General features: G+C 60.4%; 30 protein-coding genes. 16 read left to right on the forward strand and 14 right to left on the reverse strand.

Annotated features, from left to right (window positions below; translation table 11 throughout):
• Positions 1-195 precede the first annotated feature (195 nt).
• Both HFO99_RS15260 and HFO99_RS15265 read right to left on the reverse strand, forming a co-directional pair.
• Positions 196-1,092 carry an alpha/beta fold hydrolase gene (locus HFO99_RS15260; RefSeq protein WP_222362087.1) on the reverse strand — a complete coding sequence of 299 codons (897 nt, stop codon included), beginning with the start codon at positions 1,090-1,092 and terminating at the stop codon, positions 196-198.
• Positions 1,093-1,156: 64 nt separating this feature from the next.
• Complete coding sequence (locus tag HFO99_RS15265) at positions 1,157-3,232, reverse strand: lytic transglycosylase domain-containing protein (RefSeq protein WP_222362088.1); 2,076 nt, start codon at positions 3,230-3,232, stop codon at positions 1,157-1,159.
• Between the two features lie 214 nt (positions 3,233-3,446).
• Here HFO99_RS15265 and dapA point away from each other — a divergent pair, with 214 nt between their 5' ends.
• Both dapA and smpB read left to right on the forward strand, forming a co-directional pair.
• Positions 3,447-4,331, forward strand: coding sequence for a 4-hydroxy-tetrahydrodipicolinate synthase (gene dapA / locus HFO99_RS15270; RefSeq protein WP_222362089.1), 885 nt, complete (start codon positions 3,447-3,449; stop codon positions 4,329-4,331).
• A gap of 102 nt (positions 4,332-4,433) precedes the next feature.
• Positions 4,434-4,913 carry an SsrA-binding protein SmpB gene (gene smpB, locus HFO99_RS15275; RefSeq protein ID WP_222362090.1) on the forward strand — a complete coding sequence of 160 codons (480 nt, stop codon included), beginning with the start codon at positions 4,434-4,436 and terminating at the stop codon, positions 4,911-4,913.
• Between the two features lie 68 nt (positions 4,914-4,981).
• On the opposite strand, the gene HFO99_RS15280 is transcribed toward smpB, so the two are convergent.
• Positions 4,982-5,563, reverse strand: a complete 582-nt coding sequence (locus HFO99_RS15280; RefSeq protein WP_003546927.1) for an NYN domain-containing protein — start codon at positions 5,561-5,563, stop codon at positions 4,982-4,984.
• 297 nt (positions 5,564-5,860) lie between these two features.
• On the opposite strand from HFO99_RS15280, the gene rpoZ reads away from it, so the two are divergent.
• The 12 genes from rpoZ to HFO99_RS15340 all read left to right on the forward strand — a co-directional run bounded on the left by rpoZ (position 5,861) and on the right by HFO99_RS15340 (position 16,337).
• On the forward strand, positions 5,861-6,265 hold the full coding sequence (gene rpoZ, locus HFO99_RS15285) for a DNA-directed RNA polymerase subunit omega (RefSeq protein ID WP_222362091.1): 405 nt from the start codon (positions 5,861-5,863) through the stop codon (positions 6,263-6,265).
• A gap of 182 nt (positions 6,266-6,447) precedes the next feature.
• A complete protein-coding gene (locus HFO99_RS15290) occupies positions 6,448-8,682 on the forward strand; it encodes a RelA/SpoT family protein (protein WP_003546931.1) in 2,235 nt (744 codons plus the stop codon).
• 184 nt (positions 8,683-8,866) lie between these two features.
• Positions 8,867-9,016: a DUF3563 family protein gene (locus tag HFO99_RS15295; protein WP_003558084.1), complete on the forward strand. Its 150-nt coding sequence runs from the start codon at positions 8,867-8,869 to the stop codon at positions 9,014-9,016.
• A gap of 161 nt (positions 9,017-9,177) precedes the next feature.
• The gene (locus tag HFO99_RS15300; RefSeq protein ID WP_222332893.1) at positions 9,178-9,768 is read left to right on the forward strand and encodes a DUF2062 domain-containing protein; all 591 of its coding nucleotides are present in this window, start codon (positions 9,178-9,180) and stop codon (positions 9,766-9,768) included.
• Positions 9,769-9,805: 37 nt separating this feature from the next.
• A complete protein-coding gene (acpS, locus tag HFO99_RS15305) occupies positions 9,806-10,210 on the forward strand; it encodes a holo-ACP synthase (RefSeq protein WP_222332894.1) in 405 nt (134 codons plus the stop codon).
• 248 nt (positions 10,211-10,458) lie between these two features.
• Entirely contained in the window at positions 10,459-11,202 is a 744-nt protein-coding gene (gene lepB, locus HFO99_RS15310; RefSeq protein ID WP_222362092.1) for a signal peptidase I, read from the forward strand.
• Positions 11,199-11,918, forward strand: coding sequence for a ribonuclease III (gene rnc / locus HFO99_RS15315; protein ID WP_064251392.1), 720 nt, complete (start codon positions 11,199-11,201; stop codon positions 11,916-11,918). Before lepB ends, rnc begins: the two co-directional genes overlap by 4 nt.
• A gap of 7 nt (positions 11,919-11,925) precedes the next feature.
• Complete coding sequence (era, locus tag HFO99_RS15320; protein WP_222362093.1) at positions 11,926-12,867, forward strand: GTPase Era; 942 nt, start codon at positions 11,926-11,928, stop codon at positions 12,865-12,867.
• A gap of 72 nt (positions 12,868-12,939) precedes the next feature.
• The gene (locus tag HFO99_RS15325; protein WP_222332895.1) at positions 12,940-13,692 is read left to right on the forward strand and encodes a Crp/Fnr family transcriptional regulator; all 753 of its coding nucleotides are present in this window, start codon (positions 12,940-12,942) and stop codon (positions 13,690-13,692) included.
• A 209-nt stretch (positions 13,693-13,901) separates the two neighbouring features.
• Positions 13,902-14,387 carry a hypothetical protein gene (locus HFO99_RS15330; RefSeq protein WP_222362094.1) on the forward strand — a complete coding sequence of 162 codons (486 nt, stop codon included), beginning with the start codon at positions 13,902-13,904 and terminating at the stop codon, positions 14,385-14,387.
• Between the two features lie 82 nt (positions 14,388-14,469).
• Positions 14,470-15,240, forward strand: coding sequence for a DNA repair protein RecO (recO, locus tag HFO99_RS15335; protein ID WP_222362095.1), 771 nt, complete (start codon positions 14,470-14,472; stop codon positions 15,238-15,240).
• Between the two features lie 101 nt (positions 15,241-15,341).
• Positions 15,342-16,337, forward strand: a complete 996-nt coding sequence (locus HFO99_RS15340) for an aldo/keto reductase (RefSeq protein ID WP_222362096.1) — start codon at positions 15,342-15,344, stop codon at positions 16,335-16,337.
• A gap of 66 nt (positions 16,338-16,403) precedes the next feature.
• Here the strand turns inward: HFO99_RS15340 and HFO99_RS15345 are convergent, their stop codons facing one another.
• From HFO99_RS15345 to HFO99_RS15355, 3 genes are all read right to left on the reverse strand, one after another.
• On the reverse strand, positions 16,404-17,261 hold the full coding sequence (locus HFO99_RS15345) for an MOSC domain-containing protein (protein WP_222362097.1): 858 nt from the start codon (positions 17,259-17,261) through the stop codon (positions 16,404-16,406).
• Between the two features lie 9 nt (positions 17,262-17,270).
• Positions 17,271-17,930, reverse strand: coding sequence for an HD domain-containing protein (locus HFO99_RS15350; RefSeq protein ID WP_222362098.1), 660 nt, complete (start codon positions 17,928-17,930; stop codon positions 17,271-17,273).
• A gap of 134 nt (positions 17,931-18,064) precedes the next feature.
• Complete coding sequence (locus HFO99_RS15355; RefSeq protein WP_222362099.1) at positions 18,065-19,966, reverse strand: putative bifunctional diguanylate cyclase/phosphodiesterase; 1,902 nt, start codon at positions 19,964-19,966, stop codon at positions 18,065-18,067.
• Between the two features lie 430 nt (positions 19,967-20,396).
• Here HFO99_RS15355 and HFO99_RS15360 point away from each other — a divergent pair, with 430 nt between their 5' ends.
• Positions 20,397-20,750: a hypothetical protein gene (locus HFO99_RS15360; protein ID WP_196767215.1), complete on the forward strand. Its 354-nt coding sequence runs from the start codon at positions 20,397-20,399 to the stop codon at positions 20,748-20,750.
• 210 nt (positions 20,751-20,960) lie between these two features.
• Positions 20,961-21,476: a superoxide dismutase family protein gene (locus HFO99_RS15365; protein ID WP_222332902.1), complete on the forward strand. Its 516-nt coding sequence runs from the start codon at positions 20,961-20,963 to the stop codon at positions 21,474-21,476.
• A gap of 108 nt (positions 21,477-21,584) precedes the next feature.
• Here HFO99_RS15365 and HFO99_RS15370 read toward each other — a convergent pair whose 3' ends face one another.
• The 8 genes from HFO99_RS15370 to HFO99_RS15405 form a co-directional block, all read right to left on the reverse strand.
• A complete protein-coding gene (locus tag HFO99_RS15370) occupies positions 21,585-22,469 on the reverse strand; it encodes a mechanosensitive ion channel family protein (protein WP_222362100.1) in 885 nt (294 codons plus the stop codon).
• A 58-nt stretch (positions 22,470-22,527) separates the two neighbouring features.
• Positions 22,528-23,058: a tyrosine phosphatase family protein gene (locus HFO99_RS15375; RefSeq protein WP_222362101.1), complete on the reverse strand. Its 531-nt coding sequence runs from the start codon at positions 23,056-23,058 to the stop codon at positions 22,528-22,530.
• Positions 23,055-23,663 (reverse strand): YfbR-like 5'-deoxynucleotidase, encoded by a 609-nt coding sequence (locus tag HFO99_RS15380; protein WP_222362103.1) that lies wholly within the window; start codon positions 23,661-23,663, stop codon positions 23,055-23,057. The genes HFO99_RS15375 and HFO99_RS15380 overlap by 4 nt, the downstream gene beginning before the upstream one ends.
• Positions 23,660-24,514, reverse strand: a complete 855-nt coding sequence (locus tag HFO99_RS15385) for a YgfZ/GcvT domain-containing protein (RefSeq protein WP_222362105.1) — start codon at positions 24,512-24,514, stop codon at positions 23,660-23,662. The genes HFO99_RS15380 and HFO99_RS15385 overlap by 4 nt, the downstream gene beginning before the upstream one ends.
• A 96-nt stretch (positions 24,515-24,610) precedes the next feature.
• Entirely contained in the window at positions 24,611-25,369 is a 759-nt protein-coding gene (locus HFO99_RS15390; protein WP_222332906.1) for a hypothetical protein, read from the reverse strand.
• Positions 25,370-25,387: 18 nt separating this feature from the next.
• The gene (locus tag HFO99_RS15395; RefSeq protein WP_003546972.1) at positions 25,388-25,645 is read right to left on the reverse strand and encodes a hypothetical protein; all 258 of its coding nucleotides are present in this window, start codon (positions 25,643-25,645) and stop codon (positions 25,388-25,390) included.
• Between the two features lie 103 nt (positions 25,646-25,748).
• Positions 25,749-26,192 (reverse strand): TIGR02301 family protein, encoded by a 444-nt coding sequence (locus tag HFO99_RS15400; RefSeq protein WP_222253566.1) that lies wholly within the window; start codon positions 26,190-26,192, stop codon positions 25,749-25,751.
• Positions 26,193-26,226: 34 nt separating this feature from the next.
• Positions 26,227-26,643, reverse strand: a complete 417-nt coding sequence (locus HFO99_RS15405; protein ID WP_222253567.1) for an NUDIX hydrolase — start codon at positions 26,641-26,643, stop codon at positions 26,227-26,229.
• Positions 26,644-26,667 lie beyond the last annotated feature (24 nt).

The following is a 26,667-nucleotide window of genomic DNA, read 5'->3' on the forward strand; positions in this document are numbered from 1 at the left end:
GCTCCTCAACACCGTCCTCACGATCAAATGGGCCGACCAACTTGGAATGCCCAGGCTCGCCTAACCTCAATCTCTCGAACCGCCCGGTGCGGACCCGCATGCCGGGTGGTGTGGCAGGGGTGCGATCACATAGGATCGCCCCCTATGCCGATTGGACGAATGGCACACAATGCCAACTACCCGGTGTCGGTGAGGCTATGGGCAGGTGGCGAGAAAAGCTCGAATGGCTGTGGGGATGTTATCAAGATGCAACAGCGGGGCATGTCCTTGCCCTTCGGCAGTATGTCGGATCAAGCCCGAATGCCGCCGTGCCATTTCGCCGGCGATTTCCTGTGAAAGCAGCGATGTATTTTCACCGCGGATCAGCATCAGCGGCAACCGGCTCAGGCTTTCGAATTGCCCCCAGAGATCAGGCAGAGGCTGGCTGAAATCGATCGATTTCAGTGCCTCCGCGATCGCCGGGTCGAAGTCGGCGACAGGCCTTCCATCGATATCGCGATAAAGGGCAAGCGCCATCTCGTGCCAATCTTCTTCTGCAAGCGCGGTAAATGACGCGCCATGATTTTCCTTCAAAATAACGGTCGCCTCGTTCCAGTCCTCCGGCTTCCTGCCGCTGTTGAGGTAGTCGCGGATCCGCGCCAGACCCTCAATCTCGAGCACAGGTCCGATATCGTTGAGGATGACGGCTTCGAGAAGATCCGGCCGTGTCGCCGCGATCAGATGCAGGATCAGCCCGCCCCGCGATGTGCCGATGAAGATCGCCCGCTCAATGCCGAACGCCGTGCAGGCGGCGATGACGTCGCCGGCCTCGATGGCGAGATTGTAGTTCGCCTTGTTCTCATCCCATGCCGAGTTTCCCCGTCCGCGCGAATCGAGCGCAATCACCCTGCGCGGCATTGTTGTGTCCTGGGAGAGAAGCAGCGCAAGCGGATGAAAGTCCCGCGTATTGCGGGTCAGGCCGGGCAGGCAGATCACCGGTAGCCGTCCGGCGGTTGCCGCCTGGTCGGGTCGGTAGTCGCGGGCATAAAGCCTCAGCCCATCGGAAGAAGTGTAAAATCGTTCCTGGAAACCGCCTGCATCTGTATCCAGCATCGCATCCTCGGGACCTGTTTGATCCCGAAGATGTAGCTTGCTTTTCGAGCCGCGCCAAACGGCTTCAGGAGGCGCTGCGTCCGCCGATGAGGTCGCGCTCGATGTCGGTGGGCTGGCCGAGACGGGCTTTATAAACTTCGTAATTCTCCATCACCCGCTGCACATAGTTGCGCGTTTCGGGGAAGGGGATGCGCTCGATCCAGTCGACGATCTCGTCGATCGGCCTGCCGCGCGGATCGCCGTAGCGGCCGATCCATTCCGGCACCCGCTTCGGTCCGGCATTATAGGCAATGAAGGTGAGGATATAGGAGCCGCCGAAGGCGTCGATCTGCTCGCCGAGATAATGCGCACCGAGAGTGGCGTTATAGCCGGCATCGGCCGTCAGCTTGTCCTTCGAATAGGCGATGTTGTGACGCTTGGCCACCGCCTGGGCCGTTCCCGGCAGAAGCTGCAGCAGGCCGCGCGCGTTCGCCGCCGAAACGGCGGCCGGGTTGAAGGCGCTTTCCTGCCGGGCGATGGCATAAGCAAGCGCCTTGCCGGAGCCTGTTATATTGGCGTTCGCCGGGATGACGCCGACTGGAAAGGCAAGCGCTGCGACATCGATGCCGCGTCCATAGGCGATCTTGCCGATCTGCAGTGAGAGATGATGATCGCCGGATTGCTCGGCCTGTGCCGCAAGCACAGCCAATTCACCGGGGCTTTGCAGTTGATCGGCGAGCGCGAGATAGAGAATGGCGGCCCGCCATCCATGGCCGGCGGCCTCCAGCCGGGCGATCGCCTGCACGGCTTCGCGTGCCTGGAAGCGCTGCCGGTCGGCCGTGCTCGGTGCGGGATAGGTGACATTAAGCGTCTTTCGCCCTAGCCTTTCGGCCGCGAGCTGTCCATAGAAGGTGCCGGGAATATTCGCGGCCTTCGCATAGAATTCGCTGGATTTGCCGGGGCCTCCGGCCTCCGCTGCTCGTCCCAGCCAATACCAGGCGCGTGAAACCGAGATCGGTCCGTTTGATGTCTGGAGGATCTTGCGGAAATGTCTTTCCGCCGTTGCCGGGTCCTGCAGACCGCGAAGCGCGTACCATCCGGCATGGAATTCAGCCTCGACGATATCCGTCGGGCTCGTTGCGGCGTAGTTTGCGACGATGCGATAGGCAGGCTTGAACTGTCCCTGGTCGACGAGACCACGGCTGATGATGCGCTGCTCGTTCCACCATTCGCCGGAATTGACGAGTTCGCTACGCTCTGGCGGCATCTGCTCCAGAAGCACAGCCGCTTCGGCATATTTGTCCTGCTTGCGTAGATATTCGATCCGCGCGAACAGCAGGCCGGCATCGCCGCGCCATTTCGCATCGACGGCGTTGAGCAAGGCGCTGGCATTGCCGGCTTTGGCGTCGACGGCAGCCCAGGCGGTGTAGAGTGACTGCGCCTGGCCCATGTCTCCGAAGCGCTTGGCCTGCGCCACCCGGCCGCGATACATCAGATAGTCCATCCGCGCCTTATGGTCGGCAGGCGTCAACAGCGCGGAAAACTCGATGAGGATCTTGTCCTCGGTCGCCTTGTCGAGCGCCTCTCCGCGCCAGACCTTGCGGATATATTTTGCCGCCTGCGCCTGCTTGCCTGACGCAACCAGCGCCCGGCCGAGGATGACGGCGCCCTGCATCGTCTCGGGCGCGGTATCGCCGAAAGCGGCGAGCACGGCGGAAGGGGCGGGATTTTCGTCATAGATCGCCCGTTCGGAATAGGCGCGCAGGCGCGAAAGGCCCGGCCAGCCCTTGAGCTCCTGCGCGGCGCTGGCGATTTCATAGGAGGGAACGCCCTTCAATCCGGAAACGGCAATCGCCCAGGTGAGGATATGGCGGTCGAGCGTCGCGTCGCGCATGCTATCGCGGATCGAAAGCGCCAGCTGCGGGTCCTTGTCGGAAAGCGCATCGAGGCCGGCTTTCAGATCGCCGTTGACGGGCGCGATTGCCGGGTTGCGCGGAATGGCGCCTGTCGTGATCGATTCCGGTATGGCTGTTTCGGGAATGAAGCCGAGCGGCTTGACGGCAGGCATGGGAGTGCTCTCGCCGGGAAGCGGCGACGCAACACTGCTCCACGCGGCGGCAATGAAGCCGAAGGCGGACAGAATCAGGACAGCTTTCTTCATCCGGGATCTCGCAACGAAAACACGCCCTGCCATTTGGCTAGAGGCATCTTAACGAAACCTTACCGTACCAGGTAAAATTCATTCATATCTGCTATCGGAATTTGCCCTAAACCGAACTCTGCGCGCTTGTCGCGATGATTTCGGCGCTCTATGGTGCGCAACTCATATTCATGGAATGCGGCCGAAGCAAGGATTTGGTCGTGAGGAGCTTTGCATGTTCAATGGGTCCATTCCCGCCCTCGTCACCCCCTTCACGGATGCCGGACTGATCGACGAAGACAGCTTCGCCGCTCATGTCGACTGGCAGATCAAGGAAGGCAGCGGCGGTCTCGTTCCGGTCGGCACGACCGGCGAATCCCCGACGCTGTCGCATGCCGAGCACAAACGGGTGGTGGAACTCTGCATCGAAGTTGCCGCAAAACGCGTTCCCGTCATGGCCGGCGCCGGCTCGAACAATACGCGTGAGGCGATCGAGCTTGCCCAGCATGCCGAAAAGGTCGGTGCGAACGCCGTGCTGGTCGTCACGCCCTATTACAACAAACCGACGCAGAAGGGTTTGATCGCCCATTTTTCGGCCATTGCCGGTGCCGTCGATCTGCCGATCTATATCTATAATATCCCCGGCCGCTCGGTGGTCGATATGACGCCGGAAACGATGGGTGCGCTCGCCAAGGCGCACAGGAATATCGTTGGCGTCAAGGATGCGACGGGCAAGATCGAGCGCGTTTCCGAACAGCGTATCACCTGCGGGACGGATTTCCGGCAACTGTCCGGCGAGGATGCGACGGCGCTGGGCTTCAACGCCCATGGCGGTGTCGGCTGTATTTCGGTAACGGCCAATGTGGCCCCACGTCTCTGCGCCGATTTCCAGGCGGCGACGCTGGCAGGCGATTATGCCCGCGCGTTGGAATATCAGGATCGGTTGATGCCGCTGCACAAGGCGATTTTCCTTGAGCCGGGCCTTTGCGGCGCCAAATACGGGCTCTCCAAACTTGGCCGGATGAGCCGCAACGTCCGCTCGCCGCTGCTTCCGACGCTGGAGCCGGCAACGGAATCGGCGATTGACGCCGCCATGCGTCATGCAGGCCTGTTGAACTGACGAGACCGGCCGTCTTCACAAGACGGAGTCTCTCCCTTACATAAAGGGCAAGGAATGAGGGCGCGGCTTTTCGCGCTCTAAAAAAGCAATTGGAATATCGTCATGGCCCCCAAAGGCAGCCAGCGCGTGGTGAACAAGATCGTGGCCGAAAACCGCAAGGCCCGCTTCAACTACGAGATCATCGATACTTACGAGGCGGGCATCGTGCTGATGGGCACGGAGGTCAAGTCGCTGCGCGAAGGCAAGGCCAATATCGCCGAATCCTACGCCTCGGATGAGGGCGGCGAGATCTGGCTGATCAATTCCTATCTGCCGGAATATCTGCAGGCCAACCGCTTCAATCACGAGCCGCGCCGGCGCCGTAAACTGCTGCTGTCGGGCCGTGAAATCCATCGCCTGCGCTCTGCCATCAACCGCGAAGGCATGACGCTGATCCCGCTGAAGATCTATTTCAACGATCGCGGTCGGGCGAAGATGGAACTGGCGCTCGCCAAGGGTAAGAAATTGCACGACAAGCGCGAATCCGAGAAGGAACGCGATTGGAACCGGCAGAAGAACCGCCTGCTGAAGGCTCATGGCTGACCGCGCTGCCGTGGTTGATGATCACGTCCTGATCGTCGCGGCCACTCCGGTTCGGGATGATGGATAGATCAATCCTCGAAATCGCTGGCCGGGGCGACTTCGGCCGGGCGTGGCGCCCGCTCCGAGGGATCACGACCGATTTCAGCCTTCAGAGACAAGAGATCGATGAAATGATCGGCCTGACGGCGCAGGTCGTCGGCAATCATCGGCGGCTGCGTCGCCATGGTTGAGATCACCGAGACCTTGCGGCCTCTGCGCTGCAACGCCTCGACCAGGTTCGTGAAGTCGCCGTCGCCCGAGAAGATGACGAGGTGATCGACCGTTTCGGATTGTTCCATGGCGTCGATCGCAAGCTCGATGTCCATGTTGCCCTTGATCTTTCGGCGACCCATGGAATCCGTGAATTCCTTGGCAGGCTTGGTGACGACTTTGTAGCCGTTATAGTCGAGCCAATCGATCAGCGGCCGGATCGATGAATATTCCTGGTCCTCGATCAGAGCGGTATAATAATAGGCACGCAGCAGATATCCGCGTTTCTGGAATGCTTTCAGGAGCTTGCGGTAATCTATGTCAAAGCCGAGGCTCTTGGATGCAGCGTAGAGGTTGGCGCCGTCAATGAAGAGTGCAATTTTCTCGCGTGGGTCAAACATCGCTTACCAATCCAATGAGAGCAATCGAAATCAGAAGGCACCAAACCTCAACAAAAACAATAGCTTGTGTTTCAATTTCGACCTGATCCTTACTTTATGAATTATTCATATATGAAAGATTTAGGGCACGATTCGACATATTCCAAGCAACCTTCGGTGGAATTATGACCTTCTCCATGGAAATTTAGCTCAGCCACGGATAAAGACGAGGGGAGCCGGAATGAAAAACTTGTATTTGCCCGGTTTTAATTGTATCGGGCGTGTTAATCCCGAAATGACGACCGTAAAGGACAGGCAATGGCCCGTGTCACAGTTGAAGATTGCATCGACAAGGTGGAGAACCGCTTCGAGCTGGTTCTCCTCGCCAGCCACCGCGCCCGGCTGATTTCCCAGGGTGCTTCGATCACCATCGATCGCGACAACGACAAGAATCCTGTGGTGGCCCTGCGCGAAATCGCCGACGAGACGCTTTCGCCCGACGACCTCAAGGAAGATCTGATCCATTCGCTGCAGAAGCATGTCGAAGTCGACGAGCCCGAGCCCGATCCGGCAAGCATGATCGCCGCCGGCGGTGTCGCCGCAGCCGACAGCGAGGAGCAGGACTACGTGCCGGAGACGATCACTTTCGACCAGATGTCGGAAGAAGAGCTGCTTGCCGGCATCGAAGGCCTCGTGCCGCCGGAAAAGAGCGACGACTACTAAGCGCGCAGGCGGGATCTCCGGTCGCATCGGTTAGCTACGACCCTGAAAAAGCTTCATGCGGCGCAAAAGAGCGACGATTACCAATCGTCAATCTTGCACCTTTATTGCTTAGGCATATTATTGCCCATGTGTGCGCCAATCGTTGATTGGCGCGCTTTTATTTTTATCGGAGTGGCTTTGGAATGATGCGGCAGTACGAGCTCGTGGAGCGGGTTCAGCAATACAAGCCCGATGCCAATGAAGCACTGCTGAACAAAGCCTATGTCTATGCCATGCAGAAGCATGGCCAGCAAAAGCGCGCGAGCGGCGATCCCTATATTTCCCATCCGCTCGAGGTCGCCGCCATCCTCACCGACATGCATCTCGATGAATCGACGATCGCGGTCGCCCTTCTACACGATACGATCGAGGATACGACGGCGACGCGCGCCGAGATCGACGAACTCTTCGGCGAGGATATCGGCCGGCTGGTCGAGGGTCTGACCAAGATCAAGAAGCTCGATCTCGTCACCAAAAAGGCCAAGCAGGCGGAAAACCTGCGCAAGCTGTTGCTCGCCATATCAGACGATGTGCGGGTGCTGCTCGTCAAGCTTGCCGATCGCCTGCACAATATGCGCACCCTCGATCACATGTCGGCCGACAAGCGTGCCCGCATCTCCGAGGAGACGATGGAAATCTATGCGCCGCTCGCCGGCCGCATGGGCATGCAGGATATGCGCGAGGAGCTCGAGGAACTCTCCTTCCGGCATATGAACCCGGAAGCCTACGAGACCGTCACCAAAAGGCTGGAAGAGCTTTCGAAGCGCAACGAGGGCATCGTCAAGAAGATCGAGGCCGAACTGCGCGACCTTTTGGTCGCAAGCGGCCTGACGAGCGCCTACGTCAAGGGCCGGCAGAAGAAGCCCTATTCGGTCTTCCGCAAGATGCAGTCGAAGTCACTTTCCTTCGAGCAGCTTTCCGATGTCTACGGCTTCCGCCTGATCGTCGAGGACATCCCTTCCTGTTACCGGGCGCTCGGCATCGTTCATACGCGCTGGCGCGTCGTGCCCGGTCGCTTCAAAGATTATATCTCGACGCCGAAACAGAACGATTACCGGTCGCTGCACACCACCATTGTCGGTCCCTCCAGCCAGCGCATCGAACTGCAAATCCGCACCAAGCGCATGCACGAAATCGCCGAATTCGGCATCGCCGCCCATACGCTCTACAAGGACGGCGCCACCAATGCCGATGGCGACATCCTGTCCCGCGAATCCAATGCCTATTCCTGGCTGCGCCATACGATCGAGGCGCTGGCCGAGGGCGACAGTCCGGAAGAATTCCTCGAACACACCAAGCTCGAGCTCTTTCAGGACCAGGTCTTCTGCTTCACGCCGAAGGGCAAGTTGATTGCCCTGCCGCGCGGCGCCACCCCGATCGATTTCGCCTATGCGGTGCACACCAACATCGGCGATACCACGGTGGGCGCCAAGATCAACGGCCGCATCATGCCGCTGGTGACGCGGCTTGCAAATGGCGACGAGGTCGAGATCATCCGCTCCGGCGTGCAGGTTCCGCCCGCCGCCTGGGAGGAGATCGTCGTGACCGGCAAGGCGCGCGCCGCCATCCGCCGCGCCACTCGCATGGCGATCCGCAAACAATATGCCGGCCTCGGCCACCGCATTCTCGAGCGCACCTTCAACAGGGCCGGCAAGATCTTCTCGCGCGAGGCGATGAAGCCGGCGCTGCACCGTCTCGGCCAGAAGGACGTCGAGGATGCGATCGCCGCCGTCGGCCGCGGCGAGATGTCCTCGCTCGACGTGTTGCGTGCCGTCTATCCCGATCATCAAGATGAGCGCGTCACCGTGAAGCCCTCCGGCGATGACGGCTGGTTCAACGTCCGCAGCGCCGCCGGTATGATCTTCAAGATCCCCGGCAAGACCAAGACAGGGCACGACGGCGGCCATTCGGAAATCGACGCCGATGCCGATATCGGGCCGATCCGCGGCCTGTCCGGCAATGTCGACGTCAAGTTCGCGCCGACCGGCGCCGTGCCCGGCGATCGCATCGTCGGCATCATGGACCAGGGCAACGGCATCACCATCTATCCGATCCAGTCGCCGAGCCTGCAGCGCTTCGACGATCAGCCCGACCGTTGGATCGACGTGCGCTGGGACCTCGACGAAGCCAATAAGTCGCGTTTCATGGCGCGTATCATGGTGAATGGGTTGAATGAACCCGGCACGCTTGCCAAGGTCGCTCAGACGGTCGCAGGCCTCGACGTCAATATCCGCTTGCTGAACACGGTGCGGGTGGCGGCCGATTTCACCGAAATGATGCTCGAGGTCGAGGTCTGGGACCTGCGTCAGCTCAACCAGCTGCTCGCCCAGATGAAGGAACTGGATTGCATCGCCACGGTCCGGCGCCTCTACGAGTAAGCTTTTGTTAAGCCGCGCCAGAGGGTTGGCCGAAAAATTGCACATTTTATAATCGGGATGACGTCTCAAAAAGGCAGGCGATGCGCTGAGCGCATGGCTGTCTCCATGTTGCGGCGGTGGTAATTAACCTCTTCCGGGCCTATCTTCTGGCTATCGAAACACAAACAGAAGATGAGACAAGATAATGTTTGACCCTATCAAGAAATTCGCACGTGCCTTCCGCGCTCCGACCACGCAGGAACGTGAAATGGCTTATTTGAACGGCTCGCTCGATCGTATTGATCTCGAGTTTCGTCAGCGCCAGGTCGACCGCGGTCTGTTCCGCAATCGCTGATACTGGACTTTATACTTGAGGTAAGTGAGGGACGTTATACATAACGGACGCCCCTCCGCATGAAGAAGCTCCTCTTCGCAGCGAGAACTGAGGGGCGGTTTTTCGAGCGGTATCATTTGCCGCTCTTGTCATGGTGGTGTGCGCTGCACTAAATACCGGCCATGTTGTTTCGCCGTCGCAAGCCTGCGGGATTCAAGGAAAAGATGCGGGAGCTTTTATGGCCTCGCAAGGGTTTCCTTCGCCCGCTCCGTTACCTGACAATGCGCATCCTGCGCCTGAGCGCTTCGCCGCATGCGGTTGCCGCCGGCGTCGCTGCGGGTGTCTTCGTCTCGTGGACGCCTTTCATCGGCGTGCATTTTGTCATGGCTTTCGTCATCACCTATTTCCTCTCCGGCAGCATGGTGGCCGCCGCCCTCGGTTGCGCCGCTTTCGGCAATCCCCTGACCTATCCCTTCATCTGGGGCATTACCTGGGAGATTGGGCATCTGCTGTTGAGCCGCGAGGATCAACTGGCCGGTCAGACGGTGGATCTCGCCGCCCTTATTCACAAGCTGAACTTCACCGAATTATGGAAGCCGGTGCTGGAGCCGATGCTGGTCGGCGCCATTCCGCCGGCAATGATCACCTCCGTTGCACTCTATGCGGTGACGTTCTACACCGTGAAGGGTTTTCAGACGCGCCGCCACATACGGCTGATGGAGCGGGCGCGCCTGCGTCTTGCCAGTCCGGCCGGCGACATGCAGAGCGTATGAACCTGATCAAGAATTCTTAAGCGACGGAAGGTTCCGCATGATCATCGGCATTGGCAGCGATCTGATTGACATTCGTCGTGTCGAGAAATCCATCGAGCGCTTCGGCGAGCGCTTCACCCATCGCTGTTTCACCGAGATCGAGCGCGCGCGTTCTGACCGCCGGGCAAATCGTGCCGCATCCTATGCCAAGCGTTTTGCCGCTAAGGAGGCGTGTTCCAAGGCGCTCGGCACCGGCATGGCGCAGGGTGTCTTCTGGAAGGACATGGGCGTCGTCAACCTGCCGAGCGGCAAGCCGACCATGCTTTTATCGGGCGGCGCCGCGCTGATCCTCGAATCACTGCTGCCCGTGGGCCACAGGCCCGCCATTCATTTGACAATAACGGATGATTATCCCTTGGCGCAGGCCTTCGTCATTATCGAGGCGTTGCCCGAGAGCCTCTGATCGCGACTTCGGGAGCTGTTGATCGCGACCCCTCGTCGCTTTTGATGTTGTCGCCATTGCCGCAACCGGTCGAAGCCGCTAGAACAGGATGATTTCAGGCCGACCGGCCTAAAATCTGAATCCTATTCTAGATTAAAGAATTAGAGCATGATGTCGTCCGAAAACCGCTCACACTTTTCGGCATCATGCTCTAGAGAGAAAGACAGAAAGAATTGCGCCTCCGCGGCGTCTTGAAGGAATAAGACTGCGTGTCCGAAAAAGTCGAAGCCAAGCCGAACGCCCTCTGGGAAAATATCAAAGTCATCATCCAGGCGCTGATTTTGGCGATGGTGATCCGTACGGTGCTGTTCCAGCCCTTTACCATTCCGTCCGGTTCGATGATGCCGACGCTGCTGGTCGGCGACTACATCTTCGTCAACAAGTTCGCTTACGGCTATTCGAAATATTCGCTGCCCTTCTCGCCTGACGTCTTCAGCGGCCGCCTGTTCGGCGCCGATCCGAAGCGTGGCGATATCGTCGTCTTCCGCTTCCCGCCAAACCCCGAGGTCGATTACATCAAGCGCTGCATCGGCCTGCCGGGTGACCATATCCAGGTTACCGACGGCGTGCTCTACGTTAACGGCAAGCCGGTTCCGAAGGTGGCGGACGGCAGCTTCACCTCTGATTACAAGCTTGATCCGGGTGCCGATGTGCCGGTGTTCCGCGAAACGCTCGACAACGGCAAAACCTATGACACTCTTGATCAGTCTCAGGTATCGCGCGGCGATAACACCCGCGAGTTCATCGTGCCCGAAGGCCACTATTTCATGATGGGCGATAACCGCGACAACTCGCTCGACAGCCGCTTTGACGTCGGCTTCGTGCCTGCGGAAAATCTTGTCGGCCGCGCCAGCGTCATCTTCTTCTCGCTCGGCAACGATACCTCCTTCCGCGAAATCTGGAAGTGGCCGACGAACATGCGTTGGGACCGCCTCTTCAAGGTTGTTGAATGAGTAAGGCGCAGACGCTTTCTGCGGCGGACCGCGCAAAGCTTGAAGGCCTGATCGGTCATGACTTCGCTGAAAAGGAACGCCTGGATCGCGCGCTGACCCATGCCAGCGCCCGCACGGAAAAGGGCAGCAATTACGAACGGCTGGAATTCCTCGGCGACAGGGTCCTCGGGCTCTGCATCGCCGAGCTGCTATTCCGCACTTTCGGCACGGCGGGAGAAGGCGAACTCTCGGTTCGCCTCAACCAGCTCGTCAGTGCTGAAACCTGTGCCGCGGTCGCCGACGAGCTCAATCTTCACCTCTATATCCGTACCGGCGCCGATGTGAAGAAATTGACCGGCAAGCGCATGATGAACGTGCGCGCCGACGTCGTCGAAAGCCTGATCGCCGCGATCTATCTCGACGGCGGCCTCGAAGTTGCCCGCCGGTTCATTCTGCGTTTCTGGCAGGGCAGGGCGGCGCGGGCCGATGGCGCCAAGCGCGACGCCAAGACCGAGTTGCAGGAATGGTCGCACGCGAAATTCGGCGTCACGCCAATCTACCGGGTTGATGAACGCAGCGGACCGGATCATGATCCGCGTTTCAAGGTGACGGTGGAAGTTGCTGGCGTTAAGCCCGAAACCGGCGTAGAGCGGTCGAAGCGTGCCGCCGAACAGGTCGCGGCAACGAAGATGCTTGAGCGCGAAGGCATTTGGCAGCAATCGCCTGCCGGAAACTGACGGGACAATGACACAAGAAGAAGATATCGCGGCCGAAGCTGCCGCAGAAACCAATGGTCCGACGCATTCGGGCTTCGTCGCGCTGATCGGGCCGACCAATGCCGGCAAGTCGACGCTGGTGAACCGCCTCGTCGGCGCCAAGGTCTCGATCGTCAGCCATAAGGTACAGACGACGCGGGCCATCGTTCGCGGCATCGCGATCCACGACAATGCCCAGATCGTCTTCATGGATACGCCTGGTATCTTCAAGCCGCGCCGCCGGCTTGACCGCGCCATGGTGACCTCGGCCTGGGGCGGTGCGAGGGATGCCGATCTGATCGTGCTGCTGATCGACAGCGAGCGCGGCCTGCGCGGCGATGCCGAAGCCATCCTCGAGGGCCTCAAGGAAGTCCGGCAGCCGAAGATCCTGCTGCTCAACAAGATCAACCGCGTCAACCGTGAAGATCTGCTGGCACTGGCCGCTGCCGCCAACGAGAAGATCGCTTTCGAGCGCACCTTCATGATCTCCGCCGAAAACGGCTCCGGCTGCGACGACCTCATGGACTATCTGGCGAAAACGCTCCCGGAGGGGCCGTGGTACTATCCGGAAGACCAGATCTCCGATCTGCCGATGCGCCAACTCGCCGCCGAGATCACCCGCGAGAAGCTGTTTCTGCGCCTGCATCAGGAGCTTCCCTACGCCTCGCATGTCGAAACGGAGAAATGGGAAGAGCGCAAGGACGGCTCGGTGCGGATCGAGCAGGTGATCTATCTTGAGCGCGACAGCCAGAAGAAGATCGCGCTCGGCAAGGGTGGTGAAACCATCAAGGCGATCTCGACTGCGTCGCGCAAGGAATTGTCGGAGATCCTCGAACAGCCGGTCCATCTCTTCCTGTTCGTCAAGGTTCGCGAGAATTGGGGTGATGATCCCGAGCGGTTCCGCGAAATGGGTCTCGATTTTCCGAAATAAGCATAGCAAGGATGTCATCGGGTAGACGCTGGCCCCTGTTGGCGCGCCGGTTTTGCGACGGCAAGGGCAAGTATGGCGACGTCGAGACCCATCAATTCGTTCAAGACCCCATGCGAGCAATGTCCTTTGCGGCCGTTGCCGCATTTCAGGGAATTCAGCCGCGACGAGCTGGCGTTCGTCTCGAGTTTCAAGAGGGGTGAGCTTGCCGTCGATGCCGGCTCCACCATTCTCGTCGAGGGAGCCCATAGCGCTCATCTCTTCACGGTGCTCTCCGGCTGGGGCTTCCGCTACAAGATGCTGGAGGACGGGCGTCGCCAGATTCTGAACTATATCATGCCGGGCGACCTGATCGGCCTGCAGGGAACGATTGCCGGTGAGATGCAGCATTCCGTCGAAGCGCTTTCACCCGTTTCGCTCTGTGTCTTCGAACGAGACAGGCTGATGACGCTCTACAACAAGCACGCCTCGCTCGCCTTCGATATCACCTGGATCGCCGCGCGCGAGGAGCGCATCCTGGATGAGCATCTCTTGAGCATCGGCCGCCGCACGGCGCTGGAAAGAGCAGCCTACCTGATCGCTTTCCTGTTTGAGCGCGGCCGGAAGCTCAATATTTTCAACGGCCGCAAATTTATCCCCATCACCCAGCAGCACATTGCCGACACGCTCGGTCTCTCCATCGTTCACACCAACAAAACCTTGAAAAAGCTCAGCGAACGTGGGTTGATCCGCTGGCAGGAGCGCGGCTGCGAGGTGCTGAACGGCGAGGAATTGATGGTCATCGCCGGCTGGGAAGGGCTTGGAGAGGGCAAACGCCCGTTTATCTAAAGCGCGTCGCGATCTTTCAGATTCGCTCCTGGCGCTTCAGGTCTTTGTTTTACGCATGTCGTTGTCGCAAAACCGCTGCACAGTTTCGCGCGACATGCATTAGCCAAGCAGTCCGGTTATGTCTTTTTTAAATGCAGATTAGCAGCAGGGAAAATAAGGTCAGTCGACATCTTTCCTCCGATTTTGATTCTTATCGACCGGGCAGAAAAATGGTTTATTCAGAAAAGGTGGCGGAATTCACCGATAGCGTGCCATGCGGGGCACCGGAGGGCAATGATGTTGGCGAAATGGCCGGGGCGCTGCGACAGGTGCCCGACGAGGGGCATGGAATCATGAGCGCAATCCGGGTTCTGGTTCTTGAAGACAGTCTGATCATCGCGATGGAGGCGGAAGATATTTTGCGCCTGGCAGGCGTCGAGAGCATAGATATCGTCGGCAGTTTGGAACAGGCGAGGGCTGCCATCGCTGCGGAGAAATATGATTTCGCTCTCCTCGACGTCAATCTCGGCGAGGGCATGAGCTTCGGATTTGCCCGCCATCTTGTCGATATCGGCATCCCCTTCGGCTTCGTCAGCGGCTATTCGGATACCGGCGATTTCCCGGTCGACTTGCAGCACATACCGCTTCTGGTGAAACCTTTCGACGAAACGGCGATGCGTGAATTCCTGCAGAGGCTTTTCCCGACTGTAGCCTGACGCGGTTCATCACAGAAGTGGTCCATGACAGAAACCGGCCCTTGGATTAGGATGGATTCGTCAGCCGCAGGGACTTCTTTCGATGCAATGGCAGGATCAGGCGATCATTCTGGGCGTCAAGCGCCACGGCGAGACGAGCGTCATTGCCGAGGTGATGACTCGTGATCGCGGCCGCCATCTCGGCCTAGTGCGTTCCGGCCGCTCGCGCGCCATGCAGCCGGTGCTGCAGGCGGGCAATGCCGTGGAGGTCATCTGGCGTGCCCGGCTTGACGAGCATCTCGGCGAATTCCGCGTCGAGCCGGTGACGCTGCGCGCCGCCCGCCTGATGGAAACGGCGACCGCCGTCTACGGTGTCCAGGCGATGGGCGCGCTGCTGCGGCTGCTGCCGGAGCGTGACCCGCATCCGCACCTCTTCGATGCGCTGGAGGTCATCCTCGATCACCTGCACAACCCGGCCGATGCCGGCGAACTCTTCGTGCGCTTCGAGCTCGCTGTGCTGAATGATCTCGGTTTCGGCCTGGATCTTGCCGAATGCGCTGCGACCGGCGCCCGTTCCGATCTCGTCTATGTCTCGCCGAAATCCGGCCGCGCCGTCAGCCGCAGCGCCGGCGCCCCCTGGGCGGACAAAATGCTGCTCCTGCCGCCGTTCCTCAGCATCGAAGGCAACCATGCCGCCGACTTTGATAGTCTCTCAGCTGCATTCCGCCTGACAGGGTTCTTTCTGCATCGTCATGTCTACGAGCCGCGCGGCATCGAGGCGGCAACTGCCCGCGACGGCTTCGTTCAGGCGGCGCTCAAGGCGCTTAATCCAGCCTTGCGGACGCTTTCCGGCCCGAATGGTATTTCCGACTGACCTCGTTTTTTACGGGTGCAAAACATCCTCCGGATTTGGCGGTTTACCTGCCGATGAGCGCTTCCTATGTCTTCACAGGATTGCCAATCAAGGAGGACCTCATGCTGACCAAGACCGCATCACCGACGACGATCACGCTCTGGAACGGCCGCGAAATTCCGCGCCTCGGCATGGGATGCTGGGCGATCGGCGGTCCCTTCTTCGCCGGCGACACGCCGCTCGGCTGGGGCGATGTCGACGACGATGAATCGGTGGAAGCGATCCACCGCGCCATCGAACTCGGCATCCGCTTCTTCGACACGGCCTCGAACTATGGCGCTGGCCACTCGGAGGAGGTGCTCGGTCGGGCGATCGGCAACCGCGAGGATATCGTCATCGCCACCAAGTTCGGCTTCGCCACCGATTCGGTAACCAAGCAGGCAATCGGCGCCTTTGCCGATGAGGCCTTCATCCGCCGTTCGGTCGAGACCTCGTTGCGCCGCCTCAAGCGCGATCGCCTCGATCTCCTGCAGTTCCATCTCAATGATTTTCCGCTGGATCGATCGGATACCGTCTTCGATACGCTGGAGGCGCTGCGCGCCGAAGGCAAGATCGCCGCGTTCGGCTGGAGCACCGATTTTCCCGATCGCGCCGCCCGTCATACCGGCCGCCAGGGCTACGTCTCGGTCCAGCATACGATGAACGTCTTCGAGCCGGTGCCGGAGATGATCGCGGTGATCGAGAGGAAGGGGCTTATCTCCATCAATCGCGGTCCGCTGGCCATGGGTCTGCTCACCGGCAAGTTCACCGCCGACAAAGCAGTGGGCGCCAAGGATGTCCGCGGTGCTGCGCTCGAGTGGATGGTCTATTTCAAGGATGGCCGCATGGCCCCGGAATTCGCTGCAAGGCTCAATGCCGTCCGCGATCTCCTGACATCGGGCGGCCGCACGCTGACGCAGGGCGCGCTTGCCTGGCTCTGGGCACGCTCGCCGCGCACCCTTCCTATTCCGGGCTTCCGTACCGTTGCCCAGGTGGAGGAAAACGCCGGCGCGCTGGAGAAGGGACCACTGCCGGCCGATGTCATGGCGGGGATCGATGCCGCGCTCGATCGCGCGTGACGCTCTAACTCTTTGTTTTCACGCAATTTCGGACGGAAAACCGCTTCGCACTTTTCCTGGAATTGCTTATGCTGCGGCGCGACGCTTTAGCGCCCAGCCTGCCGGCCTCTCTTCAATGATGCTGACGGTGTCACCGATCGTGATCCTGCCACTGCCGCGTGGGGTGACGTTCCAGCCGAAGAGCGGGCCGGGCACGCGCCGGTCGGCCGACATGCGGATGCGGGCCATGGCCGGCATCGGGTTTGGCCCCTCGCGTGAACCGGTCATCTGGTCCTGCGTCGTCATGATGCAGCGGGAGCAGGGTTTGACGAGATCGAAGCGGATACCGGCGATCTCGATCGCCGCCCAGCGATCCTCCGGCCAGGCTTCGTCCGTATCGATGACGATGTTCGGACGGAAGCGTTCCATGCCGACACTGCCTTCGCCATGGCCGGCGAGATCGGCATTCAATGCCTTCAGCGAGCCCGTTGTCGTCACCAGGATCTGATAGCTGTCGGTAAAGGTGACGGGCGTGCCTTCGCCGGCCCATTCGGCATTCGCCGTCCGCCGCGCTTGCCCGTCGAAGAAGACCAGCCGCACCTCGCGGCCAAGCCATTCGGAAAGCTGCCGGTTGCTCTCCGGATCGGCGACGGCGGCGCTGACGGCAGATTTCCACACGATGACATCCATGCGGTTTTCAGGCTGAGGCGCTGCTACGGATATGTCTGCTTTCCCCTGCATCAGCAGCCAAAAGGTGCTTGCCTCCGGTCGCACCTCGATGCGCGCGAGATCCGGCAGTTCGCGTTGGGTGATGAAGTGACCCTGCGCATCAGTGATCATCGCCCGCCGGTCACCGGGAAGCCCATAGGCGTCGATGTCGGCAGCCGGCAGCGCAATACCGCGGGCGCTCTTGAGCGGGTAGATGAAGAGATCGCTGACATGCATGTTGTGCTCCTAGATTTCGTCCATGAAGGCCGAGAGGAAGTCGCGCAAGCTTTTGTCGCGCGCAGCCGCCAGCCTGCGGCCGGTCTCGGTCTGGAATCCTTCCGCCAGTTTGAACAGCTTCGTCTGGAAATGGTCAATGGCATAACGCTTGTCATCAAGCGGGCGGTCTGCCGCCGCGGGGTCGAACGGATCGTAGAGCCCAGATCCCAGTCGCCCGGCAATATAGAAGCAGCGGGCGACGCCGATCATGCCGATCGCATCCAGCCGATCGGCATCCTGCAGGATCTTCGCCTCCAGCGTCTGTGGCGCCACCCCGGCCGAGAAACTGTGCGCGGTGATTGCGTGAGCCGCGGCTTCGATATCCACGTTGCTCCAGCCGAGTTTCGCCAGGATCGCCGATGCCTTCTCCGCCGCCAAAGCCGATGCTTTTGCCCGCAGCGGCGAATTCTTCTCGACGGCGACGCAGTCGTGCAGCAGCACGGAAGCGGCAAGCACCCGCCCGTCGCCGCCTTCTCCCGCATGAATGCGCATGGCATTCCTGAAGACGCGCAGGATATGGGCAAGGTCGTGCGAGCCGTCGTCGCCGTCGGCCGCATGCGCAATCAACGCCGCGGCAAGCGTTTCGTGTGGGGAGAAGGCTTCAGCCGCGAACATAGCGCCACCTGTCATGATGAAGATCGTTTTCCGCCGATAGAGCATCGGCGCGGAAGTGGATGCGGGCGGGTAAAAGAATGCGACAACCAGATCTCGGGATCGCAGCCGATTTTGTAGCGGCTTGCCGTGCGAGTCGCAATCGCGGGATCTCAGCGCTTGGCTTCAGGAAGCCGCATCATGCCGCCGTTCTTCGGCGGCAGGGAGAGAAGATCGGCCACCTCACGCGCCGGTCTCGGCGGACTGATGTGATAGCCCTGGATCTCGTCGCATTCCTCACATTCGAGCAGCGCCAACTGCGCGGCCGTCTCGACGCCCTCGACGGTGACGCGCATCCCGAGCGCATCGCCAAGCAGGATGATCGCGTGCATGATCGCATGCGCTTCCTTGTTGTCGACGATGTCGTTGACGAAGGATTTGTCGATCTTGATCTTGTCGAAGGGGAAGCTCGAGAGGTAACTCAGTGAGGAATAGCCGGTTCCGAAATCGTCCATCGAGATTCGGATCCCACGCTCCTTCAGCGCATGCAGGATCGGCAGCACTTCGTTCAGATTTTCCATCAGCACGCTCTCGGTGATTTCGAGTTCTAGCCGCGACGGCGACAGCGCGGCAGCGGCAAGCGCCTCGGCCACATCGCGCGTCAGATCGCTGCTGCTGAACTGGATTGCCGAAACGTTGACGGCGACCTTGATGCCCTCCGGCCATTGCGCCGCATCATTGCAGGCCCGGCGAACCCAACGGCCGATATCGACGATGAGGCCGACTTCTTCGGCAAGCGGAATGAAATCCATCGGTGGAACGCGGCCTCGAACCGGGTGGTTCCAGCGGATCAAAGCTTCGAAGCCGCAAATGCGCCGCTGCGAGAGGTCGTAAAGCGGCTGGTAATGCAGCTCGAATTCCTCGTTCTCCATGGATGCTCTAAGGTCCGCCTCCAGTGCGTGGCGCAGTTGCATCTGCGCTTCCATCTCGCTGGCGAAGAATCGCTCGCGTTTGCGCCCGTCGGCCTTGGCATGTGACAGCGCCACGCCGGCATTCTTCAGCAGGATATCGGTTTCCTCGCCATCATCAGGGGCGATTGCGATGCCCATGGAGACGCTGAGCTCCACCTGTTTTTCGCCGTGGAGGAATGGTTCGGAAAGCTCACGGCGGATCCGTTCGGCAAGCGCCGTCACGTTCCACGGCTGCTGCTTGCCCGCCTGCAAGATGGCGAATTCGTCCGAGCCGAGGCGCGCCAGGGTGTTTTCCGAACCGGCGGAGGCTCGGATGCGCTCGGTGACCTGCTGCAGGATCTTGTCGCCGGCCGACACGCCCATCGTGTTGTTGATCGATTTGAACCGGTCGAGATTGAGGTGAACGAGGGCGATCTGCTGATCTGGCCTGCGCTCTGTGAGCGTCGCATCGACCTGCTCGCGGAAATGGATGCGGTTCGGAAGGCCGGTCAGCGGGTCGTGGTGGGCGAGATAGGCAATACGCTCGGCCGCCCTTCGATCCTCGGTAATATCGGCATGAATGGAAATGTTGCTGCCGTCGGAAAGGATAGTCACCATGCTCTGGATGACGCGGCCATCGTCCATCAACCATTCGCGCCGACGGAGACGACTGCTTCTTGCGCTTGCGGAGGAATGCCGCCCGGTCCGCCGGCCAGGCTCGGCGGTGGCGTTCTCCGTGCCGTGCATTTTGGCCGTGAGGTCGGCGATTGTCGCGCCGGCAGTGACATCTTCTTCCGTAAGGTCGAAGAGCTGACGGAAGCGGGTGTTGGAAAGCGTCAGCCGCTGGTCGGCGTCGAAGACGCTGAGACCGAGCGGCAGGTTGTTGAGAATGATTTCGAAGAGTTTTTTCTGTCCGTCGAATGCCTGACTGAGGGCTGATATATTGCCTCTCAGCACATCGTTTTCCCGCAGCAGCGTTTCCACGCTTCTCTCGATCTCGTCATAGTTGCTTTCATGGACACGATAGGTCGCGATCACGAGATCCATCAGGCGCTGCGCATCGATCGATCCATCGTCGGTGACGGCCTGGGTGCATTGCTGCCAGAAAAGCGCTTCAGCTTTCATGTGCACGCGTCTTGCGCAGCGATCGCGACCGCCATGACCAAAGGCGTCTCTAATTGATGTACATGCCTCACTGCGCGTGAAAGACCTTTGTAAAGGAACACAGAAATTGCTTTTTATAAACCGGGACCGTGTGGTGTTGTGTGACGCCCATTTTCTATGGGCCGAATTAATATTCGGTTGCAGTGCAGCAGCGACATTCCCTTCGTCAGATAATTGTTTTGTATGTCAAAAATCGCGGAAATATGAGGGAAATCCGCCGGCTGGCGCAGGCGGCAGGTCACCCTCGCGGCGCTCCGTTAACTTTTGTCAATCATCGTTAATGAGAAGTTAACAGCTTATTGACGCACTGCGCAAATCAGTTTAACCACCGAGTCAGCACTGATTTTCCACGTTCGTATTGCGTACAAACGCCACCGGCAAAAGGCGGTGAATGGAGGTTTGTATGACCAGCACCACATCCGTTTCAGACACGTCATATGCATATCTGGCGACGCTGTCGCGGCTCGACGCCAACGGCGATGGCGTACTCAGCCGCGGCGAACGTGCCGCCGATGAGAAGCCCGGCATCATCAAAGAGATCTTGGAAGACGACACGAGCAGCGACACGCAGCCGAAATTTTCCGGCAGCCTGATTGCTCTGATGATGGACACGCACGACAGCGGCACGGCAAGCAGCATCGCCGTTTCCTATCCGTTGCAACAGATCGCGCCGACATCAGGCAATCAGTCCGACGATCTCTACCGCAACACTTACGGCCAGTTCGATTTCGACGCCGTCGCCTAGCTGCGACTCAATTCGGGTGATCTGCAAAGCCGGCCGTTTGGCCGGCTTTTCTTGTTCGGCTCGAAAATCGGAATGATTTCGGAAAGCATTATGCGCCAATAATGTCGTAGAGCGTCATTAGTGCGTCCTACCCGACGCGCGGCGTTTTAGATTAGGAACACCTTCCGGTTTGACACGTTCAGAAGGACAACCGCACGGAAGGAGATCTCCATGAAAGCCATGCGCACTATCGCCGCCTTGAGCCTGCTTGTGGTTGCATTGCCGGCAGGCGCTCAGGACAAGCAAACGGCGGTCGCCAATTTCGTCGGCAAGGACGGCAAGGAGGACGGTCGCGCGCAACTGACGGCTGCCGCCAATGGCGGCGTCCTCATCGAAGTCGAGATATCCGGACTGCCTGCGAACAAATGGGTAGCCTTTCATGTTCATGAGACCGGCCGCTGCGACGCTGCAACCCATCACGAGTCGGCGGGCGGTCACTTCAACCCTGAGAAGGCCGAGCACGGCATCCTTGCCGCTAAGGGTCCGCACGCAGGCGACATGCCCAATCAATATGTCGGGCAGGACGGCGTGCTGCGGGCGCAGGTCTTCGACAGCATGGTCACGCTCGACGGCAAGACCGACGGCATTCGTGGCCGCGCATTGATGGTTCACGCCAATTCGGATGATTATCGCAGCCAGCCTTCGGGTGATGCCGGGGAAAGACTGTCCTGCGGCGTCATCCAATAGCATTGGGCATAATCCTAAAATCGGAATCGATTGAAGGACAAAACTATGCAGCAATTCAAAGTGTACAGTGTCGCTGGTCTTAAAAGGACCCCGCGGCGCTGCAATGTCCTACTGCCGCGTCGGCATCGGCTTTTCGGCAGCCGTCTTGCCGTTGGACTTTTTTGCCGGCGCGGCATCTGAGGCATCCGGCGCAGCGTCAGGATTGTCGTCGAAGGCGAGTTTCACGCGCTTCACCATGTCACGGCTGACCAGCCACCAATCGCCGGTCTTTGCCCAGTAGCGCAGTGTTACGGAGATCGCGCTGTCACCGAGGCTGTCGATGAACACGCTGGGTGCCGGTGAGGTCAGCACTCTGGAATCGGCTTTGGCAAGGCCCATCAGCCTCTCCATCGCCAGATCGATGTCATCCTCATCGGCAACCCTGATTTTCAGCTCGTCCCGCCGCGTGGGCTCGCGGCTGAAATTGGTAATCGGCGTGTTCCAGAGCGTCGAATTCGGCGCCAACCGGTAGAGCCCGTCGCCGGTTCTGAGCTCGGTTGCAAACAATCCGATTTCGCGCACCGTGCCGGCCACGCTGCTGGTCTCGATATATTCGCCGACGCGGAAAGGCCTGAGGATCAGCAGCATAATGCCGGCGGCGATATTCTGCAGCGTGCCTTGCAGCGCCAGTCCGATCGCCAGGCCTGCTGCGCCGAGGGCTGCGATGATCGAAGCGGTCTGGACGCCGAATTGACCGAGGACGGTGATGAACACCAGGATGAGCAGCGCATAGCGCAGCACATTGGTGAAGAATCGCGCCAGCGTCTCGTCGATGCCATGAACGCGCGATAGGCCTTCATAAGCCCAGCGGCTGGTAAAACCGGCCAGCGCCCAGCCAAGAACGAGCAGGATCACCGCCCCGAGGACGGAGAACGAATATTGCACCGCAAGTGCGCTTGCCTGGCTGAGTGCCGTTTGCGTGGCGAGGAGGACATCGGCTGCCTGTTGTTCCATGATCTGGCCCTGTCGATTGTGCGTGGTCGGGGCCTAGATGGAGCGGCTGGCGGCAGCGTCAACCGCAGGCGGCGTCCCGGATCGCAAGCACGAAGGGCGCGTTGCCGTCGGCATCGGCGCCACGCCCGATTGCCCGTACTGCTGCGACCAGCCGGCCGCCGCGGCCGAGCAGCGCGTCACCGATCTCGATCAGCCGGGCATTCGGCGTCGCGAAAGGCGAGGCGGCCCTGAGCCGGCGGGCAAGCGCTTCCTCGCTCTGATCGGGTGCCAGCGACAGCGCGGCGATGAGGGCTGCCGCCGGCGATCGCGACACGCCCATCCAGCAATGGATGAGCAGCGGCGTCTCCTGTCGCCACGAGGCAGCAAAGTCGATAATTGCTCGCACATGCGTCTCGTCAGGCGCCACGAGATCGCCGGTGCCCTTGAAGACGATGTCGTTCATGCCAAGTGTCAGATGACGTTCGGCCGCGATCACGCCCGGTCGGTGAAAGGCCTGCTCCTTAGCGATCAGGCTGATCATATCGCGCGCCTTATGGCGCACTGCCATTTCGGCAATGCGCGACAGCGGCGAGACGACGATAAAGGTCACGACACCATCTCCCGCTCGGCCTCGATCGCCGCGAAACGTTCGCAGAACAATCGCTGCGCCTCGATCGCCGGCAGGGGCTCGATCATCAGTATGTCCTTGCTGATGCCGCGTGGCTGGCCGAAGAATTTCTGCGCCTCGGCGGGGGTGAAGCCGGCGAGCACCGTCGCCTCGAAATAGGCAGCGATGGTGTCGGCCTTCTTGATCCGGTCCTTGAGATCGCGCGAGGGATGCGGCGGCAGGCCGAAGCGCAGGTGCACGGCAGCTTCCAACCGCTTTTCCACCGTTTTATAGCCGCCGCCGACCACTGACTTGAACGGCGAGATCATGTCGCCGATCACATATTCGGGTGCATCGTGCAGCAGCGCCATCAGGCACTCCTGCGGCCGCGCATCGTTGAAGCGGCGGAAGATATCCTCGACGACGAGACTGTGCTGAGCCACCGAAAAAGCATGATCGCCGAAGGTCTGGCCGTTCCAGCGGGCCACGCGCGCAAGCCCATGAGCGATGTCGGCGAGTTCGACGTCGAGCGGCGAGGGGTCGAGCAGGTCGAGCCTGCGCCCGGACAGCATGCGTTGCCAGGCACGCGGCGCTTTCGTCGTTGTCACGCGCTGGCCTCGTCGGCGCTGGCGGGAAAGACAAGGCCGGACCATGCCGGCAGGGTGAGAGAAACGGGCGTTTCTCCGGCCAGCAGAGGTGTGCCTGCGGCCATCGCCGCGCCGGCGCGGTCGATGCGCACGATCGCAAGTCCAGTGCCGCCTTCGACCGAACCGAGTGTTCCCACAGGCTTACCGGCGGCGGTGATCTCCGTCCCGGTCCCCGGCAGGGCCGTTGCGGCGGACACTGTGACGACGCGCCGGCGCGCAGTGCCGCGATGCTGCATGCGCGAGACGACCTCCTGGCCGACGTAGCAGCCTTTCCGGAAGGAGAGGCCGCCGTTGAAATCCATCAGCACGTCATGCGGGAAGGCATCCTGCAGGGCGAAATCCGATCCTGAGCTGACGATGCCGTGGCTGATGCGCAGCGCGTCGTAGAGCGCTTCCTTGCCATCGCCGTGTCTTCCTGCCCGACGGGTCAGCGTGAGGCCCGCCTTGGCGAAACGGCTGTCTCGGACGCCCTGGCTGTCCCGGACGCCCTCGGCATCCTCGCCCCAGCAAACGGTGACGCCCTCTTCGGTGCTTGGCGCAAGTGTGATGGCGGCGCGCAGTTTGTACATCGTCAGCCGCTTCAGCAGGCTGTCGCGCTGGCCCGCATCGGTTTCGATCATGTAGCCGTCGCCGTCCTGCCAGATCATGAAATCGAACAGGATCTTGCCCTGCGGCGTCAAGAGTGCCCCGGGCCGCGCCTCGTCGGGCCCGAGCGAGCTGATATCGGTGGTGATCAGGTTTTGCAGGAAGGATTGGGCTTCCGCGCCGCTGACGAAGAGCAATGAGCGGTCTTTCAGGAATACGGCTGGCATGGCGGAACCTGTCGCGTTGGTCATCGCTCAGAGGTATGTCTTCATGAGCTCGATCGCAAGCGCCATGCGAGACGCACAAGGCGCAGCCAAGACGGGTCAGTCGCCCGCCGTGAAGAATTTCCATTTGCCCTCAGGCGTAATGCCGAGGCGATAGAAATTATATCCGCCGAATTCCTGCATGTCGGAGAGATCGCCGGCGGTGACGATGCGCAGCAGCTCGACGCGCTCCGGCGGCGTCAGCGACTTCAGGTCCTTTTCGGCAAAATAGGGCCAGACATACATGTCGTCTGCTGTGCCCTGGCCGACATGCACGAAGCCGGTCGAGACGATGTCGAGCATGATGGCAAGGATCTCGTCTCCGTCGGGATCGCCCGACAGATCCTTCAGCGTGCCGATAGCATCGTCGGTCGGCTCGCCCACAGTCACCTGCGTCTGGTCGGCGCCGGTGCCCATCAGTGGCCGCAGCCGCTCGAGATCGCCGGAGGCGGCCGCCTCGACGATCTGCTCTCGCATCTTGCGAACGGGCTCTGGCACCTTGCTGATGTCGTAGATCACCTCGACGGGCTTGGAACCGTCCTGAGCGCCCGGCGTCTTGTCGGCACCCTGATTGTTCTGGCTGTTGACCAGCGGATCGGCCATGGGAACACCGGGAGTCGTCCCGCCCTGCGACTGGCTCTGTCCCTGAGCGCTTCCCTGTGCGGGCGGCGTGTCGTTGGCCGCCTGGCCGGGGATCTTGTGCAGTTCGGAAAGCGCGTAGGCTGCCGGCGCAAGGAAAACATTGCCGGCGGCGAGGCTGAACGCAAGCAGCACCGGCGCGAGGGAAATTCGCGAAACGTTCTCTTTACCGGTGTGCATCAAACTCTCTGATAACAATTATTGCAGGGTGCGGTTCGCGGAGAATTCGCCGGCAAGCATGCGCTCACGCAGCGAATCCAGCAGGGCTTCGGCGCTCTTTTCCCCATGCAATCTGATCGTCTCGCGCAGCGCATGTGCAATGGCGGCATCAGCGATGATTTCAGGCTCGATACCGTCGGCCATGCCGTCGGCCCAAGCCTCGTTCTGGTACTCCAGAGCCGCCTGCATCTTTTCGTGGACGATCATGTCGTCGATGTCGTTGAGGCTTGCTTCCATTGTCTTTTCCTCAGAACTTCTCATGTCTTACTGCACCGTTAACAACACTAACAGCCTTTTCCCAAAACGACACGTCCGCATGCGAAAACAGGTTAATTAAACGTCAATTTCCAAACCGCGAGGTAATTTCTGTGGCAAGTGTTGCACCTTCGTTACGGTAGCGCTCTTCTGCCACGATGGCCGCCGGGGTGCAATCCGTATAGACCGAGGCGAAGGCGCGATAGCCGCGATTGAAGGCCGCTGTCAGCTTTTCCTTGCGCTGCGGCTCGTTGCCCGTCTCCGAATCGAGCAACTGCTGCATGCCGTTTCGCCACTCGTCGCCGCCAGGCGCCTTGCAGAGCGTTCTCAGATAATGCACCGAACCCAGCACCTCGGCGAACCGCGCCAGCTTGTCGTCATAGGGCACGCTCACGATCGGCGGCGCAATCTCCTCCTCCTGTGCAGGTGGCGTGTTCTTGCCCTGCGCCATCGTGGGGCCGGCGAGCACGAGCAGGGACAGAAAAACGCGTCGAACGGGAATCATGCTCGTAGTTGATACGTTCAGCATGACAGCAACAAGGCGTGGTTCAAAGTTTCCACGTCTATTCGCCGCCCGCCAGCCGCTCTGCGCATTCGAGCACGCTCTGCGGCACGGGCAGCCGCCGGATTTCCTCCACCGTGTACCAGCCGAGCGCGGCCGCATCGTCGGCGGCTTCCGCCACCGCGTCTTCGTCCGCATCGACGCGAAAGACCGACAGCAGGAAATGGCTGTTGACGCTGCCGTCGGCCGCATGCGTCTTCAGATCGTAGGTCGACAACAGCCGCGGATTACGTGCCGAAATGCCGGTCTCTTCATGAAGTTCGCGCAATGCCGTTTGCTCCGGCGTTTCGCCGGGCTCGGCGCGCCCGCCCGGAAAGGCGTACATGTCGGCGGAAGGCGGATTGCGCCGCAACACCAGGAGGAATCGCTTGTCTCGTTTGAGAATGGCGGAGGAGGCGGCTCTGGCGGTGGAGGTCATAGGTGGCCCGCTCTTGCTGTGGTC

It is taken from the genome of Rhizobium leguminosarum, assembly GCF_019798305.1.
Taxonomy (GTDB): Bacteria; Pseudomonadota; Alphaproteobacteria; order Rhizobiales; family Rhizobiaceae; genus Rhizobium; species Rhizobium leguminosarum_U.